General features: G+C 68.9%; 20 protein-coding genes. 10 read left to right on the top strand and 10 right to left on the bottom strand.

The window, feature by feature from the left end; translation table 11 throughout:
* Positions 1-39: 39 nt before the first annotated feature.
* Complete coding sequence (locus tag ABI214_RS06385; protein WP_348611341.1) at positions 40-777, bottom strand: class I SAM-dependent methyltransferase; 738 nt, start codon at positions 775-777, stop codon at positions 40-42.
* Entirely contained in the window at positions 777-1664 is an 888-nt protein-coding gene (locus ABI214_RS06380; RefSeq protein ID WP_348607455.1) for a hypothetical protein, read from the bottom strand. Before ABI214_RS06380 ends, ABI214_RS06385 begins: the two co-directional genes overlap by 1 nt.
* 102 nt (positions 1665-1766) lie before the next feature.
* Between ABI214_RS06380 and ABI214_RS06375 the strand changes: the two genes are divergently transcribed.
* A complete protein-coding gene (locus ABI214_RS06375) occupies positions 1767-2360 on the top strand; it encodes a hypothetical protein (protein ID WP_348607452.1) in 594 nt (197 codons plus the stop codon).
* Between the two features lie 16 nt (positions 2361-2376).
* A complete protein-coding gene (locus ABI214_RS06370) occupies positions 2377-2667 on the top strand; it encodes a transcriptional regulator (protein WP_348607449.1) in 291 nt (96 codons plus the stop codon).
* Here the strand turns inward: ABI214_RS06370 and ABI214_RS06365 are convergent.
* Complete coding sequence (locus tag ABI214_RS06365) at positions 2595-3194, bottom strand: hypothetical protein (protein WP_348607446.1); 600 nt, start codon at positions 3192-3194, stop codon at positions 2595-2597. The genes ABI214_RS06370 and ABI214_RS06365 overlap by 73 nt on opposite strands.
* 69 nt (positions 3195-3263) lie before the next feature.
* Here ABI214_RS06365 and ABI214_RS06360 point away from each other — a divergent pair, with 69 nt between their 5' ends.
* Entirely contained in the window at positions 3264-4682 is a 1419-nt protein-coding gene (locus ABI214_RS06360) for a cellulase family glycosylhydrolase (protein WP_348607443.1), read from the top strand.
* Between the two features lie 3 nt (positions 4683-4685).
* Here ABI214_RS06360 and ABI214_RS06355 read toward each other — a convergent pair whose 3' ends face one another.
* On the bottom strand, positions 4686-5870 hold the full coding sequence (locus ABI214_RS06355; RefSeq protein ID WP_348607440.1) for a CaiB/BaiF CoA transferase family protein: 1185 nt from the start codon (positions 5868-5870) through the stop codon (positions 4686-4688).
* Positions 5867-7549, bottom strand: a complete 1683-nt coding sequence (oxc, locus tag ABI214_RS06350; protein WP_348607436.1) for an oxalyl-CoA decarboxylase — start codon at positions 7547-7549, stop codon at positions 5867-5869. Before oxc ends, ABI214_RS06355 begins: the two co-directional genes overlap by 4 nt.
* Positions 7550-7730: 181 nt before the next feature.
* Between oxc and ABI214_RS06345 the strand changes: the two genes are divergently transcribed.
* From ABI214_RS06345 to ABI214_RS06335, 3 genes are all read left to right on the top strand, one after another.
* Positions 7731-8786 carry a saccharopine dehydrogenase gene (locus ABI214_RS06345; protein WP_348607433.1) on the top strand — a complete coding sequence of 352 codons (1056 nt, stop codon included), beginning with the start codon at positions 7731-7733 and terminating at the stop codon, positions 8784-8786.
* The gene (locus ABI214_RS06340; protein WP_348607430.1) at positions 8783-9394 is read left to right on the top strand and encodes a TetR/AcrR family transcriptional regulator; all 612 of its coding nucleotides are present in this window, start codon (positions 8783-8785) and stop codon (positions 9392-9394) included. The genes ABI214_RS06345 and ABI214_RS06340 overlap by 4 nt, the downstream gene beginning before the upstream one ends.
* 188 nt (positions 9395-9582) lie before the next feature.
* The gene (locus tag ABI214_RS06335) at positions 9583-10653 is read left to right on the top strand and encodes a zinc-dependent alcohol dehydrogenase family protein (RefSeq protein WP_348607427.1); all 1071 of its coding nucleotides are present in this window, start codon (positions 9583-9585) and stop codon (positions 10651-10653) included.
* Positions 10654-10684: 31 nt separating this feature from the next.
* On the opposite strand, the gene ABI214_RS06330 is transcribed toward ABI214_RS06335, so the two are convergent.
* The 5 genes from ABI214_RS06330 to ABI214_RS06310 form a co-directional block, all read right to left on the bottom strand.
* Positions 10685-12154: an FAD-dependent oxidoreductase gene (locus ABI214_RS06330; RefSeq protein WP_348607424.1), complete on the bottom strand. Its 1470-nt coding sequence runs from the start codon at positions 12152-12154 to the stop codon at positions 10685-10687.
* Positions 12155-12245: 91 nt separating this feature from the next.
* Positions 12246-12662 carry a carboxymuconolactone decarboxylase family protein gene (locus ABI214_RS06325; RefSeq protein ID WP_348607421.1) on the bottom strand — a complete coding sequence of 139 codons (417 nt, stop codon included), beginning with the start codon at positions 12660-12662 and terminating at the stop codon, positions 12246-12248.
* Complete coding sequence (locus ABI214_RS06320) at positions 12659-13513, bottom strand: NAD(P)-dependent oxidoreductase (RefSeq protein WP_408586136.1); 855 nt, start codon at positions 13511-13513, stop codon at positions 12659-12661. Before ABI214_RS06320 ends, ABI214_RS06325 begins: the two co-directional genes overlap by 4 nt.
* 50 nt (positions 13514-13563) lie before the next feature.
* Complete coding sequence (locus ABI214_RS06315; RefSeq protein WP_348607415.1) at positions 13564-14313, bottom strand: SDR family oxidoreductase; 750 nt, start codon at positions 14311-14313, stop codon at positions 13564-13566.
* Positions 14314-14339: 26 nt separating this feature from the next.
* A complete protein-coding gene (locus tag ABI214_RS06310; RefSeq protein WP_348607412.1) occupies positions 14340-15812 on the bottom strand; it encodes an aldehyde dehydrogenase in 1473 nt (490 codons plus the stop codon).
* A gap of 192 nt (positions 15813-16004) precedes the next feature.
* On the opposite strand from ABI214_RS06310, the gene ABI214_RS06305 reads away from it, so the two are divergent.
* Genes ABI214_RS06305 through ABI214_RS06290 form a run of 4 tightly spaced genes read left to right on the top strand, consistent with a single transcriptional unit; the run spans position 16005 to position 19996 of the window.
* The gene (locus tag ABI214_RS06305; protein WP_348611336.1) at positions 16005-16565 is read left to right on the top strand and encodes a TetR/AcrR family transcriptional regulator; all 561 of its coding nucleotides are present in this window, start codon (positions 16005-16007) and stop codon (positions 16563-16565) included.
* A gap of 4 nt (positions 16566-16569) precedes the next feature.
* Entirely contained in the window at positions 16570-17775 is a 1206-nt protein-coding gene (locus tag ABI214_RS06300) for a cytochrome P450 (RefSeq protein ID WP_348607409.1), read from the top strand.
* Positions 17775-18578 (top strand): SDR family oxidoreductase, encoded by an 804-nt coding sequence (locus ABI214_RS06295; RefSeq protein ID WP_348607406.1) that lies wholly within the window; start codon positions 17775-17777, stop codon positions 18576-18578. Before ABI214_RS06300 ends, ABI214_RS06295 begins: the two co-directional genes overlap by 1 nt.
* On the top strand, positions 18575-19996 hold the full coding sequence (locus ABI214_RS06290) for a cytochrome P450 (protein WP_348607403.1): 1422 nt from the start codon (positions 18575-18577) through the stop codon (positions 19994-19996). The genes ABI214_RS06295 and ABI214_RS06290 overlap by 4 nt, the downstream gene beginning before the upstream one ends.
* The last annotated feature ends 2 nt before the right edge of the window (positions 19997-19998 follow it).

Below are 19998 nucleotides of genomic sequence, written 5' to 3'. Positions count from 1 at the left end.
GGATCGATCCAAGTACCGAGTGGTGAAATCCGTTGTTGGTTACAGGTCTGCGATCACCAACCGGTAGCCGAGGTCGAGCGAATCCAGCTCGAGAAGATCGGCGTATCGTCGCTCCCATCCGCCCGACGCGATATCGGCACGGAGCCGGGACAGCCCCGTCTCCAACTCTGGACGCGAAGTGAGTGCGAGCATCGACATTCCTGCTTGCACCAGGGGGTCAAGGTAGGCGCGGGGACGACGCCAGTAGGCACCCCCGAACCCGTCGGAACAATCGTGCGGAACCGGTACCTCCTGCACGGTCGCACCACCGAGAAGCTCGACCAGGCGGGTGATCGGAACTGCCAGCCGGCCGTCGGTCTCGGCTGCGGAGGGCAGATAGTCGCGGAGCAACCAGAACTCCCGCGTGATCCGGTGATCCCAACCAAGGATCACGACCCGGCGCCGGGCGACCCGCATCAGTTCGGCGATTCCACGTTCGAGGTTCTGCCAGTGATGCACGGTGAGCACCGCAAGCGCAGCGTCGACGGAATCGTTCTGCAGGGGAAGGCGCTCGGCGATCGCGCGCAACGCCGGAGCTGCACCGGACGTCCGCTGGGCGATCATCACGTCGCTGGGCTCGATGGCGACGACAGTGTGGTTGGGTTCGTAAGACCCTGCCCCGGCGCCGATGTTCGCGACCGAATCGGTGCAGGCCAGGGCTGCGTCGATCGCTGCGGCGATCCGTGGATCGGGCCGTCGGGTCAATGAGTACGTCAGCCCCTGCTCGTCGTAGCGCATCACGACGATTCCGCCATATGACTTCCGACGTCGACCGGCGCCAGACGGTAGTGCAGTCGGACGGCCGTTGCTCCCCAGATCTTCAGGACGTGGTCGGTGCGGGCGACGCCTTCGTCGTCGACGTACAGGCGGAACTCCTCGTGGACCGGCACGCGGGCGGCGTACGTCCGGCCGCCGTCGACGACCGTCACGTACGCGCCGTCGTCGCCGAAGCCGCCCGGCGGGGACGACAGCGTCATCGATCCGTCGGGTCCGTTGGACGGGCGGAGGTACACCTGCACGTTGCCCTGCTCGAGGGGGAAGCTGACATGCACGCTCGGCTGATCGTGACCGGGGAGTCGGCCGACGCGGTAGTACCCGCTGAACATGTAGTCGCCGGTCCGCCGCAGGGTCCGTAGCCATGCGGACCCTGCGTGGCTTCCGTTCGGGCCGAGGATCGTCACGATCTCGCTGTCCACCCCGTGTGCGACGGCCAGCGTATCGACCGGCAGCGCAAGTTGTTGCAGCCGTTTGCCGTACAGCGATTCGATCACGGCGCCCGGCCCGGCGAAGCCGCGCGACCACTTGGTCCATGCGTCCACTCGCCAGGACGCCGTGTGCTCGTAGAACCCTCGGATGGCCGGATGCACGGCTGCCGGATCGAACTCGGGACCGGCGAGGGCATCCATGCTCGGCAACAGCCCGGTCCCGGAGCCTCCGTCGCGAACGAGGCTGCCGCCGATACGTTCCGCCTCCGCGGGCAACCAGCGGTCGGCGACTGCACCGCGCCCGGACGTCGGTGCGGCCAACCACGAATGATCGCCGTCGAGATCGATCCGTCTGCCGACGGTTCGCCACCACAGTCGTGTCCCGCGATCGAGCATCGGCCAGCCTCGAGTTCTCCCCATGCATGCGAGGCTCTCATGCCCGGCCGGTGCGACGGGTGACGCCGCACGGATCGGCATGGTGCGAGCATTGACAGCACGCACTCTGCATTGCAGAGTGAGTCCATGGCTGGACAAGGCGCGGAGTACTGCCCGATCCCCTCGGTCCTCGTCGCGACAGATGCCGCCCGCACCGGCCGCCAGCGTCTCCGAGTCGAGTCGACGAATTTGCTGGTCCTGGGCGCTGCGGCGTCGGCCATCGGGCTGGGATGGATGTTCGGCGGCAGCCTGCCGTTCGTGTCGGGACTGCTGATTCCGATCGCATTCGTGGGGTTGGCCGTGCTGATGTCCCATCGGAGCAACCGGATCGGTATGAGGGGACGGCAGATCGGGTACACGTCCGTGGCCGTGGTGTCGGTCGTCGCGATCCCGTGGGTCCTCACAGCGGCAACTGTCTTCGGCGCCCTCTCCCTTCTCGGCGCGGGATTCGTGGTGTTCGGGTGGAGGGAGCGCTGCCAACGGCTTTGGGTTACGGGGGCGCTCGGATCGCTGCTCGGGCTGATCACCGCCTCGGAGCCGATCCGGACGATGCTTTCCGTCAACGCGGCCGAAGGTTCTGTAGCCACCGGCGTCGTGACGGCATCGTTCGGGGTGATCGCGTTCGCGCTCGGAGTCCTCAGCTATCTCGCCGAGTCGGAAGGGCTGGCGCGGATTGGATAGCGCTCAGCGTCGAGTCGTGGGACTCGACGAGATCGTTCACCAGAAGACCCGACTCGCGATCCTGTCGATGCTCGGCGAATCCGACGAGGTCAGTTTCGTCTTCATTCGTGACGGTCTCGGTCTCACCGACGGCAACCTCGGTCGTCACCTCGATGTTCTGCTCGGGGCGGGGTGCGTCGAAGTGCGCCGTGAATACACGGGGCGGCGCACTCGCTCGTGGATCCGGATCACCGATCATGGTGTCGACAAGCTGCGCGAGGAGGCCGAGGTGCTTCGGGCGCTGCTCGCTGTCCTGGACAGCCGCTGAACCTCCGGGGCTCTTCGGAGCCTGCGGTCGAGCAGATGCACCGGTCCGACGACCAGGCCGACGGCGGCGCCCCACAGCGCCGACACGATCACGCCGAGCACCACCGCCAGCGCGTATGTGCCCAGACCCTGGTGGGTCTCGAAGCTGAGGAACACGATCCGCACCAGATTGCCGACGATGACGCCGAGCATCGTCGCGAGAAGTCCGGCGACGAAGGGCCGCCGCGGGCTGCGGACCAGCTGTGCCCACACCACCGCGACCATCGCGAGGGCGGCGACCACGTCGACGAGCCAGAACGTCCACGTGGTGTCGCCCAGCGGGGAGACGCGCAGCGGCGGGATCCCGAAGGGCAGGCCGATCGCGCTGGGAACCAGCAGTTCCGGGTTGAATGTGAGGATCCGGCCGGCGAGCGACCACGTTCCGAACAGCATCGCCGCGAGCAGGACGGTGACCGCCGCGGGCCACGGACCCGCCGGGATCCGGCGGACCAGTGCCCTTGCCGAAAACGCCCCGTGCTCGTCAGACATGGCGCAACATTAACGCACTGAACGGGACGATCGTCCAGGTTTGGCCTGGATGCGAGAGTTGGTGGAGCGGTGAGGCGTTCGAGGATGCTGGCGGCGGTCGTCGGAGCGCTGGTGCTCGTCGGCGGAGTCGGGGCCGCGCTGCGGGCGGCCCCGGCACCGTCCACCGCGTTTCTCACGGACGACGCGGGACGGGCGCTGATCCTCAACGGATTCAACACCGCGTCGAGCGCCAAGATCGCGCCCGACGGCATGCCGACGTTCACCGAGGCCGACCTCGACCGCGAGCACACCGACATGGGAACCAACTTCGTACGGTTCCTCATCTCGTGGCGTTCGGTTGAACCCGAACCGGGCGTCTACAGCCAGGAATACCTGGACCGGGTGGCCGAGCGCGTCGGGTGGTATGCCGAGCGGGGCTACAGCGTCATGCTCGACATGCATCAGGACGTGTACTCGAGCGCCGTCACCCCGAGTGGGCAGAACGGCAACGGGGCGCCCGCGTGGGCGACGTACCTCGACGGGCTTCCCGTGGGCGACAACGACATGTGGGAGATGTACTACCTCGAGCCGGGTGTGATGCGGGTGTTCGACAACTTCTGGAACACCACCGGCGCCCACCCCGAGTTGACGGATCACTACGCGAACGCGTGGCGGGCGGTCGCGGAGCGCTTCGCCGACAGCCCGGCGGTGGTCGCGTACGACCTGATGAACGAGCCGTACGGCGGCACACTGCAGGGCCCGTCGTTCGAGGCGGGCCCGCTGACTGCGTTGTACCAGAAGACCTCCGACGCCATCCGTACCGTCGACCAGGACACGTGGGTCTGCGTCGCGCCGCAGGCGATGGGCACCAACTGGGGCACCCCCAGCGGACTGCGCGCGGTCGCCGACGCCCGTGACGGGGAACAGCGGATCGCGTACTGCCCGCACATCTACCCGCTCCCCATGGACCTCGGCGGCGGGTACACCGGAAGCTCACGCGCACAGGTGGACGCGACGATCGACGCGTGGCGCGGCAACACGCTGCGCACCGCGGCCGCGCTGGGGAACGCGCCGATCATCCTGGGGGAGTTCGGACTCGACACGACGCTGCCCGGCGCGCTCGACTACGTCGAGCGGATCTACGACACCGCCCGCGCGATGGGCGCGGGCGTGTCCTACTGGTCGCGCGATCCCGGCCCGTGGGGGCCGTACGAGGCGGACGGCACCGAACGCAACCTCGCGGCGACGCTCGACAAGCCGTACCCGCGGGCGATCGCCGGCTCCCCGCTGGAATGGTCCGCGGGGGCGGACCGCCTCGAATTCTCGTACGTGCCCAACCTGTCGATCACCGCGCCCACCGAGGTGTATCTGCCCGCGCGGACGTTCCCGCACGGCGCGAACGTCGAAGGTGTACACGTCGCGAACTGGAACCCCGACACGCGCATCCTCACCCTGCGGGCACCGGACACCCGTCAGCCGGCGACGGTCACGGTCACACCCCGGCGGTGAGGCTCACGCGTCGGGACCCGGCGCGAACTCCCGGCGCAGCATGTCGCCGCAGTCGTCGAGTTCCGGCGACGGGATCGTCGCGCCGATCGAATCCCAGGTCCCGAACTTGAGCGGTGTGCCCGGAACGTCGAATCCGCCGACGTTCTTGATCATGCCGCGCGCCGCGATCTGATCGAGCCTGCGGGTGTCGTCGACGTTGAGGACGATACCCACCGGGACGCCGGCCGCGATCAGCCGTCCGCGCCACGCCTCCGAGGTGTCGGTGCGCAGCACGTCCTCCATCGCGGTCTTCAGCTCCGTGTGGTTGGCGCAGCGGTCGACGTTGGTGGCGAACCGCGCGTCCGACGCCAGATGCGTGAGCCCGAGTGCGCCGCACAGTAGTTCGAAGAGATGATCGTTGCCGACCGCGATCGCGATGGTGCGGTCGCTGCACTCGAACGTGTCGAACGGGTACATGAACGGGTGCCGGTTGCCCAGGCGGGTCGGACGCACGCGCGGGCCGAGCGCATCCATCAGCCCGTGCTCCATCAGCGCGAACGTGCTGTCGAGCATCGCGACGTCGACGGTGGTTCCGCGGCCGGTGCGTTCGCGGGCGACGAGGGCGGTGACGATGCCGCAGTAGCCCATGATCCCGGCCGCGATGTCCGAGATCGACGTGCCCACCCGGGTCGGGGGACCGTCGGGCCACCCGGTGGCGTCCATGATGCCCGACAGCGCCTGGACCACCGTGTCGTAGGCCGACTCCTGGTGCATCGGCCCGTACTGGCCGAACCCGGAGATCGAGCACACGATCAGCCGGGGATGCGCGGCGACCAGGTCGTCCGGGGCCAGGCCCAGCCCCGCCATCACACCCGGCCGGAAGTTCTCGACCACCACGTCGGCGTGCCTGATCATCGACCGGACCAGCGCCATGTCGTCCGCGTCCTTCAGATCCAGTGCGATGCTCTCCTTGCCGGTGTTCGCCAGGCGGTAGTACTCGGAGCTGCCGTCGTCGGTGAACGGGCCCATCTGTCGCGTGTCGTCGCCGGTGTCGGGACGTTCGATCTTGATGACCCGGGCGCCGGCGTCGGCGAGCATCCGTGTACACGTGGGTCCGGCCAGCACGTGGGTGAAGTCGACCACCGTGATTCCCTCGAGCGCTTGCGGTTTGGTCGGGTCGAGGTGTCCGCCGGGGTCGTGTTCGGTCATGATTCCTCCTCGTGCGCCGGGCGGTTGAGCTTCTGCAGATGGCCGCTCTCGGTGCCGACGGCGGGGTCGATGATGCAGTCGATCAGCGCGGGCCCCGCCGACTCGATCGCGGAACGCAGCGCGACTGTGACCTCCTCGGGTGTCTCGGCGCGGTACCCGACGCCCCCGAACGCCTCGATCAGTGTGTCGTACCGGCTCGAGCGCAACAGCGCCGTCGGCGCCGGATCCGCCGAGTGCACGTTGACCTCGTCGCCCCGGTAGACGCCGCCGTTGTTGAACACGATCACCACGATGGGCAGGTGGTAGCGGCAGATCGTCTCGATCTCCATGCCGCTGAACCCGAATGCACTGTCGCCCTCGATTGCGACCACACGGTGGCCCGTCTCGACCGCGGCGGCGATCGCGTACCCGAGACCCACGCCCATCACACCCCACGTTCCGACGTCGAGCCGGTGCCGCGGGTAGTGGATGGGAATGATGTTGCGCGCGTTGTCGAGCGTGTTGGCGCCTTCGCTGACGACGACCGTGTCGCGATGCCGGTCGAGAACGTCGCGCACCGCCCGCAGTGCGACCGCGAAGTTCATCGGGTGGACCTCGCTGTGCAGTCGGTCCTCCATCTTCGCGTTGTTGGACCGTCGCGCCGCGACGATCTCGTCCAGCCAGTCGCGGGACGGCCGGACCCCTCCCGGGCGTAGCGTCGCGAGCAGTGCGGCCGTCGACGACCCGATGTCGCCGAGGACCGGGGCCGCGATCGGTCGGTTGCTGTCGAACTCGGTTGCGCAGATGTCGAGTTGGACGAACTGCGCGTCCGGGGACCAGCGCGGCGATCGACCGTGTTCGAGGAGCCAGTTCAACCGCGCGCCGATCAGGACCACGACGTCGGCCGTTTCGAGCGCCAGCGATCGCGCGGCCGCCGCGGACTGCGGATGATCGTCCGGTAGAAGTCCTTTCGCCATCGACATCGGCACGAACGGGGCCCGCGTCGCCTCCACGAAGTCGCGGACGACCCTGTCGGCGCGCGCGTACGCCGCCCCCTTCCCGAGCACGATCAGCGGGCGTTGCGCACCCTCCAGGAGGGCCACTGCCCGCTCGACGGCCGCCGGTGCCGGGATCTGGCGAGGAGCCGGGTCGACGATCGGTGGCCGCGCTGTGGGCGGCGCGGAGCCGGCCAGGACGTGGGCGGGCAGATCGAGGTACACGCCGCCGGGGCGTCCGGAGACCGCCGCGCGGATGGCGCGGCCGACGCCGACGCCGATGAGGTCGGGGGAGTCGACGCGGTACGCGGCCTTGGCGAACGGGCGGGCCGCGGCGAGTTGGTCCAGCTCCTCGTAGTCACCCTGCTCCAGGTCGACCACGGAACGGTCGCTGGACCCACTGATCTGGATCATCGGGAAGCAGTCGGTGGTCGCGGTGGCGAGGGCGACGAGCCCGTTGAGGAAGCCCGGCGCCGACACCGTCAGGCAGATACCGGGTCGCCCGGTGAGGTAGCCGGCGGCCGCGGCGGCGTGACCGGCGGCCTGCTCGTTGCGGAAGCCCAGGTAACGGATGCCGCGGGCCTGGGCGGTGCGGGCGAGATCGGTAATCGGGATCCCGACGACCCCGTAGATCGTCGGGATCCCGTTCGCCGTGAGTGCATGGACGACGAGTTCGTTCCCGTCGACGGATTCGGGCTCGGTCATGAGGGCATCCCCGGACGGCTGGACTCCGCACCTCGTGCGGCGGTCGCTTCCGAGTATCCCTCGCGCGGCAATGGCGGGTGGCCCTCTCGGGCACGCCTGACCGGATCGTCCGCCATGTCGGCTCGTCGGGGCGAGGCCTCGCCCGTTCGACAGAATTGGTCATATGACCTAGTTTTGTGTGATGAACAACGACGAACTCGAGTACGACTCGTCCGGACCGGTGCTGATCGTCGGCGGGTACGGCACTGTCGGCGCCGCGCTCTCCGAACTTGCGGCGCCCGAATTGCCGCTGTTGCTCACCGGCCGTCACCCGGAAATGGGTGCAGCTGTGGCGCGGCGACACGGCGCGACTGTGCGGCGGTGGGACCTGGCGGACCCGGAACCGTTCGGGGCGAACGTCCGCGCCGTGGTCGGCGCGGTCAACGACCCGGACGATCGGGTGCTTCGCGCGGCGGTGCGAGGTGGGGTGCCCTACGTCGACATCACACGCTGGACCACCAGGCTCGCGCGGGCGGTCACGGCCGCGACGCTCGCGGAACCGTCTGCGCCGGTGCTCTTCTCGTCGTCATGGATGGGCGGCGTGACGAGTCTGGTGACGGCGGCCCTGGTCGCCGAGCGAGTCGGCGACGTGACCTCGGTCGACATCGCGATCCGATACGACATGCAGGACTCGGCCGGCGTCGACTCGGTCGACTTCATCGACCGACTCGGCTACGACTACGAGGTCCGGCGCTCCGGTGTTCCGGTGACGGTAGCGCCGCTCTCCGACGCCCGCTGGGTGGACATCGCAGGCTCCCGGACGAAGGTCGTCCGACTCGACACCCCTGAGCAGTTCACGCTGCCGATGACGTTGGGTGTGGACACCGCGACCACCCGGATCGGGTTCAGCTCCAACTCGGCCACGACCGCCCTCCTCGCGGCGAACAAGATCGGCCTCTTCCGCTGGGGGCGCGGTGACCGTTGGACTTCCGTGCGCCGATCGCTGCTGTATTCACCCGGCGACGGGGGAAGTGCGCAGATCCGTATCGACGTAGCCGGTGACGCCGGCGCGACGTCCGCGACGATCGTCGATTCCCGCGGTCAGGCGCATCTCACCGCGCTCGGCGGATTCCTGGGACTCCGCCGGGTACTCGCCGCCGACGCGGTCGCCGGCGTCACGTTCCCCGAACTGCATCCTCGGCCCGAGTCCGCGCTGCGGGAACTCGCGGAGCACGGGGTGGAAGTATTGCGGGCATGACCTCGTCCAAGGGCGCGCAGCGACAGGCCGAACTGCTCGACGCCGCCGAACGTGTGCTCACCACACGAGGCAATGCGAACGCTGCGCTCCGGGACTTCGCGGCGGAAGCCGGGGTGCGAATCGGCCACCTGCAGCACTACTTTCCCACCCGCGCCGACTTGATCAGGGCGGTGCTCGACCGCGCGCTGGCGCGTTCGCTGGCGCGCTTGCAGGAGGCGACGGGTCTGGGCGTCGACGACGGGTCGGAACGGACGGTGACCCGTGAGGAAACCGGGCGGATGCTCGAGGTTCTGCTCGCCGAGCACGATGACGCCGGTTGCGTCCGCCTGTTCCGGGAGATTTGGGCGATCGCAGGGGGAGACGAGCAGACCGCGGCGGTGGTGCGGAGCTTCTATCGCAGGTACGTCGGCCTCGTCGCGGACCTGATCGAGTGTGTCCGATCGGATGTCTCCGAGGGGCGACGAATCGCGTTGGCGGAGACCGTGGTCAGCCTCCTCGAAGGCTCCTCCGTCGTCCGGTCGGATATCGGGGTACGGCGTTCCGCGGAAGGGGACCGCGAGTTGGTGCGGACCGCGGTGATGCTGATTCACGGCGACGGAGCGCCGTGAACCGGCGCAGCGCGCGTTCGCGCCACGCTGCATCGTCCGCCGCGGGGACTCTGTCCGGGGCCGGGCGTAGCGATTCCGAAATGACAGATCCATAATCAGAGTACGTGCGCTGCGGCGAGCGGTCCCGATCACAGACCTCGGTAGGCCGCACGAAGGTTCGTCGGGCGCTGAGAGACGAGAGGTCACTCATGTCTCGATCGATGCGCGCGCTCGTAGCCGGACAGGTCGGCGAACCCACCGATGTCCTGCGGCTGGAATCTCGGCCCGTTCCGACGCCGAAGGCCGGTCAGGCGTTGATCCGCGTGACGGCGACTCCGATTCACGCCAGTGATCTGCACGTGCTGCGGGGCCGCTACGGTTTCGCCCCCGAGTTCCCCACCGTCGGGGGTCACATGGAATGCGTGGGCCGTATCGACGCCCTCGGCCCGGATACCGACGGGCCGAAGATCGGCGAGCGCGTCGCGACCGTCGCGGTCCCGGCGGTGCCCGGGCCCCGTGTGGACGGTACGTGGCAGGAATACCTCGTTGCCGACACACGAAGGCTGCTGCCGGTTCCCGACCGACTGAGCGACTCGAGCGCCTGCCAGCTCGCCGTCAACCCGTTGACCGCGCTGCTCCTCGTCACGCGCGAACTCGACGTACAGCCGGGTGAATGGTTGTTGCAGACGGCCGCGGGCTCCACCGTCGGCCGACTCGTCATTCAGCTGGCCAGGCATCTGGGCATTCGCACGATCAACGTCGTGCGGCGGCGCGACGCCGTCGACGAGATCACGGCGCTCGGTGGTGACGAGGTCATTTGCACCGCGGACGAGGACCTGCTGCAGCGCGTGACCGAGATTGCAGGACCGGCCGGCGTGCGCAAGGCCACCGACTGCGTCGCGGGACCTCTGGGCGCCCAGGTATCCGAGGCGTTGGCTCCAGGGGGAGAGGTCGTGGTCTACGGCGCGCTCTCCACCCATCGGCAGACCGACCCGGCGGCGCTGACGATTCCGCTGCAGGCACGCTCGGTCATCTACGAGGCCAAAGCGGTCCGTGGCTTCTGGCTCAACCGCTGGTTCGGCACTGCGTCACCCGAGGATGCGCTGCGCGCGCTGTCCCAGGTTCGCAGTCTCGTCGCCGATGACGTGCTGAGCGTCCCGGAAGGCCGGCCGTTCCCGCTCGAGCGGTTCCCCGAAGCCGTCGCGCTCGCCGAGTCACCCGCACACGGCGCCAAGCCACTCTTCGTCTTCGAAGACGGCCGGGACGAGGGCGACGGCTAGGAATCGCCCCCGCCGTCAGGTCACCCCGTCGTCAGCCCTTCGCGGCGCTGACGCCGGCGCGACGGCCGAAGAAGCTGCCGTCGCCGAGCGAGGTGCCCGACGCGTAGCCCCACGCGCACACGCCGGCGGTGCAGCGGCCGGCGGCGAACAGGCCGGGGATGGGCTCGCCGGAGACGTGCAGCACCTCGGAGTCGACGGTGGTGCGCAGCCCGCCGAGCGTGAAGCCGGCGGTGAAGTTGCGCAGGTCCAGCGCCGCGATCGGCGACCCGATCGGCTTGACCCACTCGGACTTCTTGCCCAGGACGGGGTCCTGACCGGTCGCGGCGTGCTTGTTGTAGACCTCGACGGTGGCCTGCAGGGTGCCCTCGGGCAGACCCATCTCCGACTCGAGTTCCTCCACCGTCTCGGCCACCCACTTCGGCTGGAACCGGAAGAACGGGGTGGACGTCGGCGTCGTCTTCGCCTCCTCGTAGGCCTCCTCGTCGATGATCAGGTAGGCCTGATTGTCGTTGTGCAGCAACGTGAGCTGACCGATCCGGCCGGGGTAGGTGTCCTCGTTGACGTAACGCTGGCCGCGGCCGTTGACGAGGATGCCGCGGACCATCATCTGCGGATCACCGAAGAACGCGACCTCGGTGGCATCCATGTGCGCGAGGTCCGCGCCGAGCGCCTGCGCCATGCGGATCGCACGGCCGTCGTGCTCCTCGATCGCGGCGCCGGGACGGCCGATCAGCCGCGGCGCGAACGCCTCGACCATCTCCTTGTTGTAGGCGAAGCTGCCGGTCGCCAGCACGACGCCCTTGCGGGCCCGGACGGTGACGTCCTTGCCGTACTGCTTGGCCTGCACACCCACCACGCGGCCGGTGGCGTCGGTGATGAGCGTCTGGACCCGCATGTCGTACTGCGCCTGCACACCCAGGGCGGTCGCGGTGTCGACCAGCGGCTTCATGAGCATGTAGCCGCCGCCCTTCTCGCCGACCTTCTTGTCGGTCATCTGCGGGATGTGTCCCCGCGGGGCCGGGGTCGCGATCGCATTGAAGGGAGCCGAGTTCTCGCCACCCGAGTACATCAGGCCGTCGTCGAACGGCGTCTCCCAACCGGGCTGGCCGTAGAAGCTCTCCTTGAAGGGGACGCCGCAGTCGACGAGCCAGTTGTAGTGGTCGACGCTGCCCTCGCAGTAGTCGGTGATCTTGGCTTCGTCGGCACCGGGTCCGAGGGCGGCCATCATGAACGACTTCATGTTCTCGGGGGTGTCGTCGAATCCGAGTGCCTTCTGCAGCGGCGTACCACCGCCCATGTAGATGAATCCGCCGGCCAGGGACGCCGCGCCACCCCAGCCGCCCGCCCGCTCGAGCACCAGGACCTCGGCACCCGCGCGGGCCGCCTCGACCGCGGCACTCGCGCCGGCGACGCCGTAGCCGGCGATCACGACGTCGGCCTCGTAGTTCCAGGTGTCGACGGTCTCGGCGGACAGGGGACGGATGGGGGTGGCCTCGGCCATGGGGAAGGTCCTTTCGACGCGCACTGGGTAGAACGTGTTCTATTTTCTAGTATTCACCCTCGCGGCCGGGCGTTGTAGTCGAATCGCCGGACTACTGCTCGCGCTGCTTCTCGGCCGCGCGGGCCGCCTTGCGTCGATCGGCCTTGACGGAGATCAACGCGTTGTTCAGTCCGGTGCCCAGTGGCCAGCCGACGTAGTGGCAGAGGAAGATCGCGGCCTCCTCGACCTGCTGTTCGGTCAGCTCCTCGTTGTGCAGCGCGGCGTTGATCTGGATCTTCGCGACATCGGTCTGTCCCTGCGCCGCGATCGCCCCGAGCAGCAGCAGGCGCCGGTCGCGCAGGCTCAGGCCCGGACGGGTCCAGATGTCCGCGAACAGGTGGTCGGCGGTGACGGCGAAGAAGTCGCCCGGCACGTCGGCGGGCATCTCCCAGCCGTACACCTGGTTCATCATCGCGACGCCGCGCGCTCGGCGCTCCGACGCGACGGCGTCACCGTTGTGGTCGGTCATGCGGTCTCCTTCTGGTGGGACGACTGGTCGGCAACGGTTCCGGCACCGACGCCGAGGCCGGGGCCGAGCCCGGTAAGGGCCCGCGCGGCCAGGGGAAGGTCCACGTCGAACCGGTCGCCCAGATCGAGCGCGAGGGCGAGGTCCTTCTCCCCGAGGTTGCGCACGTGCGAGAGGATCGAGAACCAGGGATCGTCGGGGGCGACGGTCGCCGTGGTGTCGCGCAGCATGATCGCGCCCGCCCCACCGGTGATCGCGTCGGTGTGCCGCACCACCTTGCCGAGCGCGCGGACGTCGAGGTCCGCGGCCTCCGCGAGCCGCCCCGCCTCGCACGCGGCGGTGAACGAGACGAAGTGGAGCAGGTTGCGCGCCAGTTTCATCCGCGTGCCCGCCCCGACCGGTCCGGCGTGGACGACGAGTTCCGCGAAGTAGCCGAACGGTTCGCGGACCGCCTCGAACGCCTCGTCGCTGCCGCCGACCATCACGGCCAGCCGCCCCTGCCGCGCTCCGGGGGCGCCCCCGCTGACCGGGGCGTCGACGAGGGCGACGCCCTTCGCGCGGCACGTCTCGGCCAGTTCGGTCGCCGTGACGTCGCTGATCGTCGAGTGCACCGCGATCACCGTCCCCGGCCGGGCCGTCGGCAGGATGCCGTCCGGGCCGACGACGACGTCGCGGACCTGGGCGTCGTCGAGCACCGTCACCGAGATCACCGTTGCGCGCGCGGCGACCTCCGCCGGTGTCGCCGCCACGAGTGCGCCGGCCTCGGTGAACGGCTGGGTGGCCTCGGGCCGGGTGTCGCACACGACGAGGGTGCCGGGTCGCTCGAGCAGGCGGGTGGCCATCGGCGCGCCCATGTTGCCCAGCCCGATGTAGCCGATCGTGGAAGCTGTTGCGCTGTCGTCACTCACGACCGGATCACCTGCCCGCCGTCCACGTTGAAGATCTGCCCGGTGATCCAGCTAGCCTCGTCGGACAGCAGGAACAGGCACATGCCCACCAGATCCTCGGGGGTGCCCATGCGCTGCAGCGGGATTCGCTTGACCATGTCCGCGACGATGTTGCCGGGTGTGACGGTGCGGGTGGCCTCGGTGTCGATCGGTCCCGGCGCGATGGCGTTGATCCGGATCTTGGACCAGCCGAGCTCGAAGGCGAGTTGCTGAGTGAGACCGTTGATCCCGACCTTCGCCAGGCCGTAGAAGTTCGAATACACCCAGGCGGCCGTCGACGACTGGTTGACGATCGAACCGCCGGCCGCGCGCATGTGCGGGACCACGGCCCGGCACACGTTGAGTGCGCCGTCCATGTTCACGCTCATGAACTTCTTGTAGTAGTCCCACGGCACCGTGAGCAGCGAGTCGAGCTTCATGCCGCCGTAGATCGCCGCGTTGTTCACCAGATGCTCGATGCTGCCGAATCGATCGATCGTGAACGCCGCCAGCTCGAGGGCCGAATCGGGTTCGGCCACATCGACTTCCTTGAAGGCTGCGGAACCGCCGTCGGAGACGATCTGCTTGGCGACCGTCTCGCCCAGTTCGCGGTTGAGGTCGGCCACCACGACGTTGGCGCCCTCGGCGGCCAGCGCCCGCGCGTACGCCTCCCCGATGCCCTGCGCCGCACCGGTGACGATGGCGGTGCGTCCGTCGAAACGTCCCATCTGCCCACTCCTTCTCTGTCGGTCGGTCAGGCCTGCGCGGGCTCGGCCACGAGCTTGGTCTCCAGGTACTCCTCGAAGCCGGCGATGCCCATCTCGCGCCCGATGCCAGACTGCTTGTAGCCCCCGAAGGGGGCGTCCGCGGCGTACCAGACGCCACCGTTGACCGCGAGCGTGCCGGTGCGGACCCCGTCGACCACCTTCCGGACGCGGTCGGGATCGGTTCCCCACACCGACCCCGAGAGTCCGTAGGGCGAGTCGTTCGCGATCCGGATCGCGTCGTCGTCGCCGTCGTGGGGGAGGATCACCAGCACCGGGCCGAAGATCTCCTCCTGCGCGACGCGCGAGGAGTTGTCGAGGCCTGAGATCAGGGTGGGCTCGACGAAGAACCCGCGCTCGCGTTCGGCCGGTCGACCGCCGCCGACGACGATGGTGCCGCCCTCCTCGACGGCGAGCTCGAGGTAGCCCTCGACGCGGGCGCGCTGGCGAGCGGAGATCAGTGGGCCGCAGACGGTTCCGCGTTCGGCCGGGTTGCCCGGACGGATCCCGGCCATGGTGTGCGCGGTGGCCTCGACGGCCTCCTCGTAGCGCTCGCGGGGGACGAGCAGGCGCGTCGTGATCGCACACCCCTGTCCTGCGTGCGTGCAGACGGTGAACGCCGCGATCGCGCAGCCGGCGGTCAGGTCGGCGTCGTCGAGGACGATGAACGCCGACTTGCCGCCCAGTTCCAGGAACACCTTCTTCAGCGACTCCGACGCGGCGGCCATCACCGCCTTGCCCGTCGCGGTGGAGCCGGTGAAGGAAACCAGGTCGACCCGGGGGTCGCGGGAGAGCTGGGCGCCCAGCTGGTGGTCGGTGGAGGTGACGATGTTGATCACGCCGGCCGGGATGTCGGTCTCCTCGGCGATGACCTTGCCGACCAGGGCCGCGCACCACGGGGTGTCCGGAGCGGGCTTGAGGACCACCGTGTTGCCCGCGGCCAGCGCCGGGCCGATCTTCGCGAAGTTGATCTGGTGCGGGAAGTTCCACGGGGTGATCGCGCCGACCACTCCGACCGCTTCCTTGAGGACGCGCCGACGGGTCCTGATCCCCATCGGCGCCGCCACACCGAGATCGGTTTCCCACGAATAGGATTCGGCGAGGTCGGCGAAGTAGCCGAGGTCGGCGATCGGCCCTTCGAGCTGGGGGCCGGCGGTGAGCATCGCGGGCGCACCGACCTCGGCGATCGTGATCTCGCGCAGTTCGTCGATGTGCGACTGGAGGGCGTCGCGCAGTTGTCGCAGGCAACGGGCGCGGAAGGCGGGATCGCGCGACCAAGGGGTGTCGTCGAACGCCCGGCGTGCCGCCGCGATCGCCGCGTCCATGTCGGCGGCGGTCCCCTCGGCGGCGTAGCCGATGACCTCCTCGGTCGCGGGATCGGTCACCTCGAACACCCCGCCCGAGCCGGGGGTGAGCTTGCCGTCGATCAGGAGCGCGGAGCTGTCGGTAGGTCGAAGCGTCATTGCGCAGATCCCTTTCTGATCTGGACAGGTGTCTGGACTATAGTACGAACGAATGGTGATGGCAATGCTGTTCTGCGGGAATGAGTCTCGCTACTACTTGCAGGGCGGGTGGCCGTCGGCGGGCGTGACGGGAGGCGTTGAACGGGTCCCGTTGAACGAGGATCTGTAGTAATGTCCGGACACGTGTCTAGTATGAGTTTCGAGTCGACGCGCAGGCGCTTGACGCAGAAGCAGGCGGACACCGTCGAGAGGCTGTGCGAGGCGGCGGTGGAGGTCCTGCGTGAGGAGGACTTCGCCGGCCTGACGGTTCGGGCGGTCGCGTCGCGTGCCGGGGTCGGTCCCGCCACCGCCTACACCTACTTCTCCTCCAAGGAGCACCTCGTTGCCGAGGTGTTCTGGCGCCGGCTCTCGCGGTCGCCGCGGCCCGCGTCGGACGGGCTCGACCGCACCGGCCGCGTCGTCGCGGTGCTCCGTGGGATCACGCTGCTGCTCGCCGACGAGCCCGGCCTCTCGGGCGCGGTCACCAACGCGCTCCTCGGCGGTGACCCCGACGTCGAGCACCTGCGCGTGCGCATCGGTATCGAGATCCGTGGCCGTCTCGAGGAGGCGTTGGGCGAGCCCGGGGATCCCGAGATCCTCGAGACCCTCGACATTCTCTACGCCGGAGCGCTCCTGCGGGCCGGCATCGGCTACGGCACCTACGAGGACCTCGCCGGAAGTCTGGAGCGTTCCGCCACAATGATTCTGGAGTGAGAACATGACCGAAGCGCTGATCGACCCCGTGGTCTTCAATCCGTATGACTACGACTTCCACGAGGACCCGTACCCCACGTACGCGCGGCTGCGGAAAGAGTCTCCGCTGTACCACAATTCGGAGATCGGATTCTGGGCACTGTCGCGTCACGCCGACGTCCTCCGCGCGTTCCGCGACAGCACGCGACTGTCGAGTGCCAACGGTGTCTCACTCGATCCGGCGGCGTACGGGCCGCACGCCCACCTGGTGATGTCGTTCCTCGCGATGGACGACCCCCGGCACGCGCGGTTGCGCCAGCTGGTCTCGCGCGGATTCACCCCCCGGCGCGTCGCCGAACTCGACGGCCGGATCCTCGAACTCACGCGGCAGTACCTGGAGCCGGCGCTGGAGGCCGGCGAGTTCGACTGGGTCGCCGAGGTGGCCGGCAAGCTGCCGATGGACGTGATCTCGGAACTCATGGGGGTGCCGGAGGCGGACCGCGCGGAACTGCGCCGGCTCGCGGACCTGGTGGTGCACCGTGAGGACGGCGTCCTCGACGTGCCGCAGGCGTCCGTGGAGGCGTCGATCAGCCTGATGACCTACTACAAGGACATGATCGCGCGGCGGCGCCGCTCGCGCACCGAGGATCTCACGTCGGCGCTCCTCGACGCGGAGATCGACGGTGACAAGCTGTCGGACCAGGAGGTCCTCGGATTCATGTTCCTGATGGTGGTCGCGGGGAACGAGACCACGACCAAGCTACTCGGCAACGCCGCGTACTGGGGCGCACGTAATCCCGACCAGGTGGCTCCGGTGCTGAACGACCCTGACCGGGTGTCGGATTGGGTCGAGGAGACACTCCGATTCGACACCTCCAGCCAGATCGTGGCCCGAACCACCGCCGTCGACCTCGAGTACTACGGGCAGACGGTCCCCGCCGGGGAGAAGATGCTGCTGCTGATCGGTTCCGCCAACCGGGACGAGGCGGTGTTCGAGGACGGTGACGAGTACCGGATCGGCCGGGACTCCACCAACAAGCTCGTCAGCTTCGGCGGCGGCGTGCACTTCTGCCTCGGCGCGCACCTCGCCCGCCTCGAGGCGAAGATCGCGCTCGCCGAGTTCGCCAAGCGGGTAAAGCAATACGAGGTCGACGAGTCCGGAATCGAACGTGTCCACTCCACGAACGTGCGGGGCTTCGCGGCCCTGCCGATGAAGGTGCAGGTGAGCTGATGCCCCGCTTCGAACCCAACCCCACCCGCCGGCCGACGCTGATCAGCGGCGCCTCGTCCGGAATCGGCGAGGCCACCGCGTACGCGCTCGCCGAGCTCGGTCATCCGGTTGCCCTCGGCGCCCGCCGGGTGGCCGAGACCGAGGCGATCGCCGACAAGATCCGGAGCAACGGGGGAGAAGCGTTCGCGCACTTCCTCGACGTCACCGACGACGCCTCCGTGGACGCCTTCGTCACCGCCGCCGAGGACGCGCTCGGTCCGACGGAGATCGTGGTCTCCGGCGCCGGCGACCTCGAGTTCGGCGCCGCCGACCAGATGGACACGGCCCGATTCGCGAAGCAGATCGACGTGCACCTCGTCGGCGCGCAGCGGTTGGCGCACCGCGTGCTGCCCGGGATGCGGGAGCGGCGCCGGGGCGATTTCGTGCTCATCGGGTCGGACTGCGCCGACCGCCAGCGGCCGCTGATGGGCGCCTACGACGCGGCGAAGGCGGGGCTCGAGGCGATGGGGCGCCAGATGCGAATGGAGCTCGAGGGAACCGGGATTCGCGCGTCGATCGTCCGACCGGGGCCGACCTTCACGGGAATGGGCATGAACTCCACCCCGGAGATCCTCGCGCCGGTCGCGAAGATGTGGACCAAGTGGGGGTTCGCCCGCCACGGCTACATGCTGCGCGCCGCCGACATGGCCAACGCCGTCCTGGCGGTGGTGGGCGCACCCCGCGGCGTCCACCTCGTCCTGATCGAGGTCCAGCCCGAGGCGCCCCTCGCACCGCTTCCGGCTTCCGAGGAGACGAACCAATGACCCTGCCCGATCCGCCCCGCGCGTCCGGCGGCGACCACGAACACGGTCACCTCGAGGAACTGCGCACCGACCCGATCGCGCTGATGCGGCGCGTTCGACAGGAGTGCGGGGACGTCGGAGTGTTCCGGCTGGTCGACCGTGACGTCGTTCTGCTGTCCGGCGCCGAGGCCAACGAGTTCTTCTTCCGCTCCACCGACGGCGATCTGGACCAGCAGGCCGCCTACCCGTTCATGAAGCCGATCTTCGGTGAGGGCGTGGTGTTCGACGCCAGCCCCGAACGTCGCTCCGAGATGCTGCACAACTCCGCACTGCGCGGTGAGCAGATGAAGGGCCATGCCGCGACCATCGGCGTCGAGGTGGCGAACATGGTCGCCGACTGGGGCGACGAGGGCGAGATCGATCTGCTCGAGTTCTTCGCCGAGCTGACCATCTACACGTCGTCGGCGTGCCTGATCGGCAAGAAGTTCCGGGACGAACTCGACGATCGGTTCGCGAGGCTCTACCACGAGCTCGAGCAGGGTACCGACGCGATCGCGTTCGTCGACCCGTACGCGCCGATCGAGAGTTTCCGGCGCCGTGACGCCGCCCGCGCCGCGCTGGTGGAGCTGGTCCAGGGAATCATGAACGGCCGGATCGCGAATCCTCCCCGGGGCAAGGAGGACCGGGACATGCTCGACGTCCTGGTCTCGATCCGGGACGACGCGGGCAACCTCCGGTTCAGCGCCGACGAGATCACGGGCATCTTCATCTCGATGATGTTCGCGGGCCATCACACGACGTCCGGGACCGCCGCGTGGTCGCTGATCGAGCTGCTGCGGCACCCCGACACCTCGGCCGAGGTCACCACCGAGCTGGACGAGCTGTACGCCGACGGCGCCGACATCAGCTTCCACGCACTCCGGCAGATCCCGGTCCTGGAGGCGGTGATCAAGGAGACACTGCGGCTGCACCCGCCGCTGATCATCCTGCTCCGCGTCGCGCGCGGCGAGTTCGAGGTCGGCGGATTCTCCATCCACGAAGGGAATCTGGTGGCGGCGACGCCGGCGATCTCCAACCGGATCCCGGAGGACTTCCCGGACCCCGACCGATTCGATCCGGGCCGGTACATCGATCCCAACCAGGAAGACATCGCCAACCGCTGGACGTGGATCCCGTTCGGTGCCGGGCGCCACCGGTGCGTGGGGGCCGCGTTCGCGCAGATGCAGCTCAAGGCGATCTTCTCGATCCTGCTGCGCGACTACGAGTTCGAGATGGCGCAACCCGCCGACTCCTACCGCAACGACCACAGCAAGATGGTGGTGCAGCTGCAGCAGCCGTGCCGGGTGCGTTACCGCAGACGGACGAGCCGAGCGGCATCCGTGGGTGCCGCGGCGGCAGCGCCTTCCGGGTGCCCCGTCGCCCACACGAGCGAGGCCTGATC

Origin of the sequence: Prescottella soli, from assembly GCF_040024445.1 — a bacterium.
In the GTDB taxonomy this organism is placed as follows: Bacteria; Actinomycetota; Actinomycetes; order Mycobacteriales; family Mycobacteriaceae; genus Prescottella; species Prescottella soli.
The sequence above is the reverse complement of the archived record's forward strand: the minus strand, read 5'-3'. Positions and strand labels throughout refer to the sequence as shown.

Excerpts from the sequence above, each read along its gene's own strand:
- ABI214_RS06385 (WP_348611341.1), bottom strand. The coding sequence starts at position 777 with ATGCGCTACGACGAGCAGGGGCTGACGTACTCATTGACCCGACGGCCC.
- ABI214_RS06380 (WP_348607455.1), bottom strand. The coding sequence starts at position 1,664 with ATGGGGAGAACTCGAGGCTGGCCGATGCTCGATCGCGGGACACGACTG.
- ABI214_RS06375 (WP_348607452.1), top strand. The coding sequence starts at position 1,767 with ATGGCTGGACAAGGCGCGGAGTACTGCCCGATCCCCTCGGTCCTCGTC.
- ABI214_RS06365 (WP_348607446.1), bottom strand. The coding sequence starts at position 3,194 with ATGTCTGACGAGCACGGGGCGTTTTCGGCAAGGGCACTGGTCCGCCGG.
- ABI214_RS06355 (WP_348607440.1), bottom strand. The coding sequence starts at position 5,870 with ATGACCGAACACGACCCCGGCGGACACCTCGACCCGACCAAACCGCAA.
- oxc (WP_348607436.1), bottom strand. The coding sequence starts at position 7,549 with ATGACCGAGCCCGAATCCGTCGACGGGAACGAACTCGTCGTCCATGCA.
- ABI214_RS06345 (WP_348607433.1), top strand. The coding sequence starts at position 7,731 with ATGAACAACGACGAACTCGAGTACGACTCGTCCGGACCGGTGCTGATC.
- ABI214_RS06340 (WP_348607430.1), top strand. The coding sequence starts at position 8,783 with ATGACCTCGTCCAAGGGCGCGCAGCGACAGGCCGAACTGCTCGACGCC.
- ABI214_RS06335 (WP_348607427.1), top strand. The coding sequence starts at position 9,583 with ATGTCTCGATCGATGCGCGCGCTCGTAGCCGGACAGGTCGGCGAACCC.
- ABI214_RS06330 (WP_348607424.1), bottom strand. The coding sequence starts at position 12,154 with ATGGCCGAGGCCACCCCCATCCGTCCCCTGTCCGCCGAGACCGTCGAC.
- ABI214_RS06325 (WP_348607421.1), bottom strand. The coding sequence starts at position 12,662 with ATGACCGACCACAACGGTGACGCCGTCGCGTCGGAGCGCCGAGCGCGC.
- ABI214_RS06320 (WP_408586136.1), bottom strand. The coding sequence starts at position 13,513 with ATGGGCGCGCCGATGGCCACCCGCCTGCTCGAGCGACCCGGCACCCTC.
- ABI214_RS06315 (WP_348607415.1), bottom strand. The coding sequence starts at position 14,313 with ATGGGACGTTTCGACGGACGCACCGCCATCGTCACCGGTGCGGCGCAG.
- ABI214_RS06310 (WP_348607412.1), bottom strand. The coding sequence starts at position 15,812 with ATGACGCTTCGACCTACCGACAGCTCCGCGCTCCTGATCGACGGCAAG.
- ABI214_RS06305 (WP_348611336.1), top strand. The coding sequence starts at position 16,005 with ATGAGTTTCGAGTCGACGCGCAGGCGCTTGACGCAGAAGCAGGCGGAC.
- ABI214_RS06300 (WP_348607409.1), top strand. The coding sequence starts at position 16,570 with ATGACCGAAGCGCTGATCGACCCCGTGGTCTTCAATCCGTATGACTAC.
- ABI214_RS06295 (WP_348607406.1), top strand. The coding sequence starts at position 17,775 with ATGCCCCGCTTCGAACCCAACCCCACCCGCCGGCCGACGCTGATCAGC.
- ABI214_RS06290 (WP_348607403.1), top strand. The coding sequence starts at position 18,575 with ATGACCCTGCCCGATCCGCCCCGCGCGTCCGGCGGCGACCACGAACAC.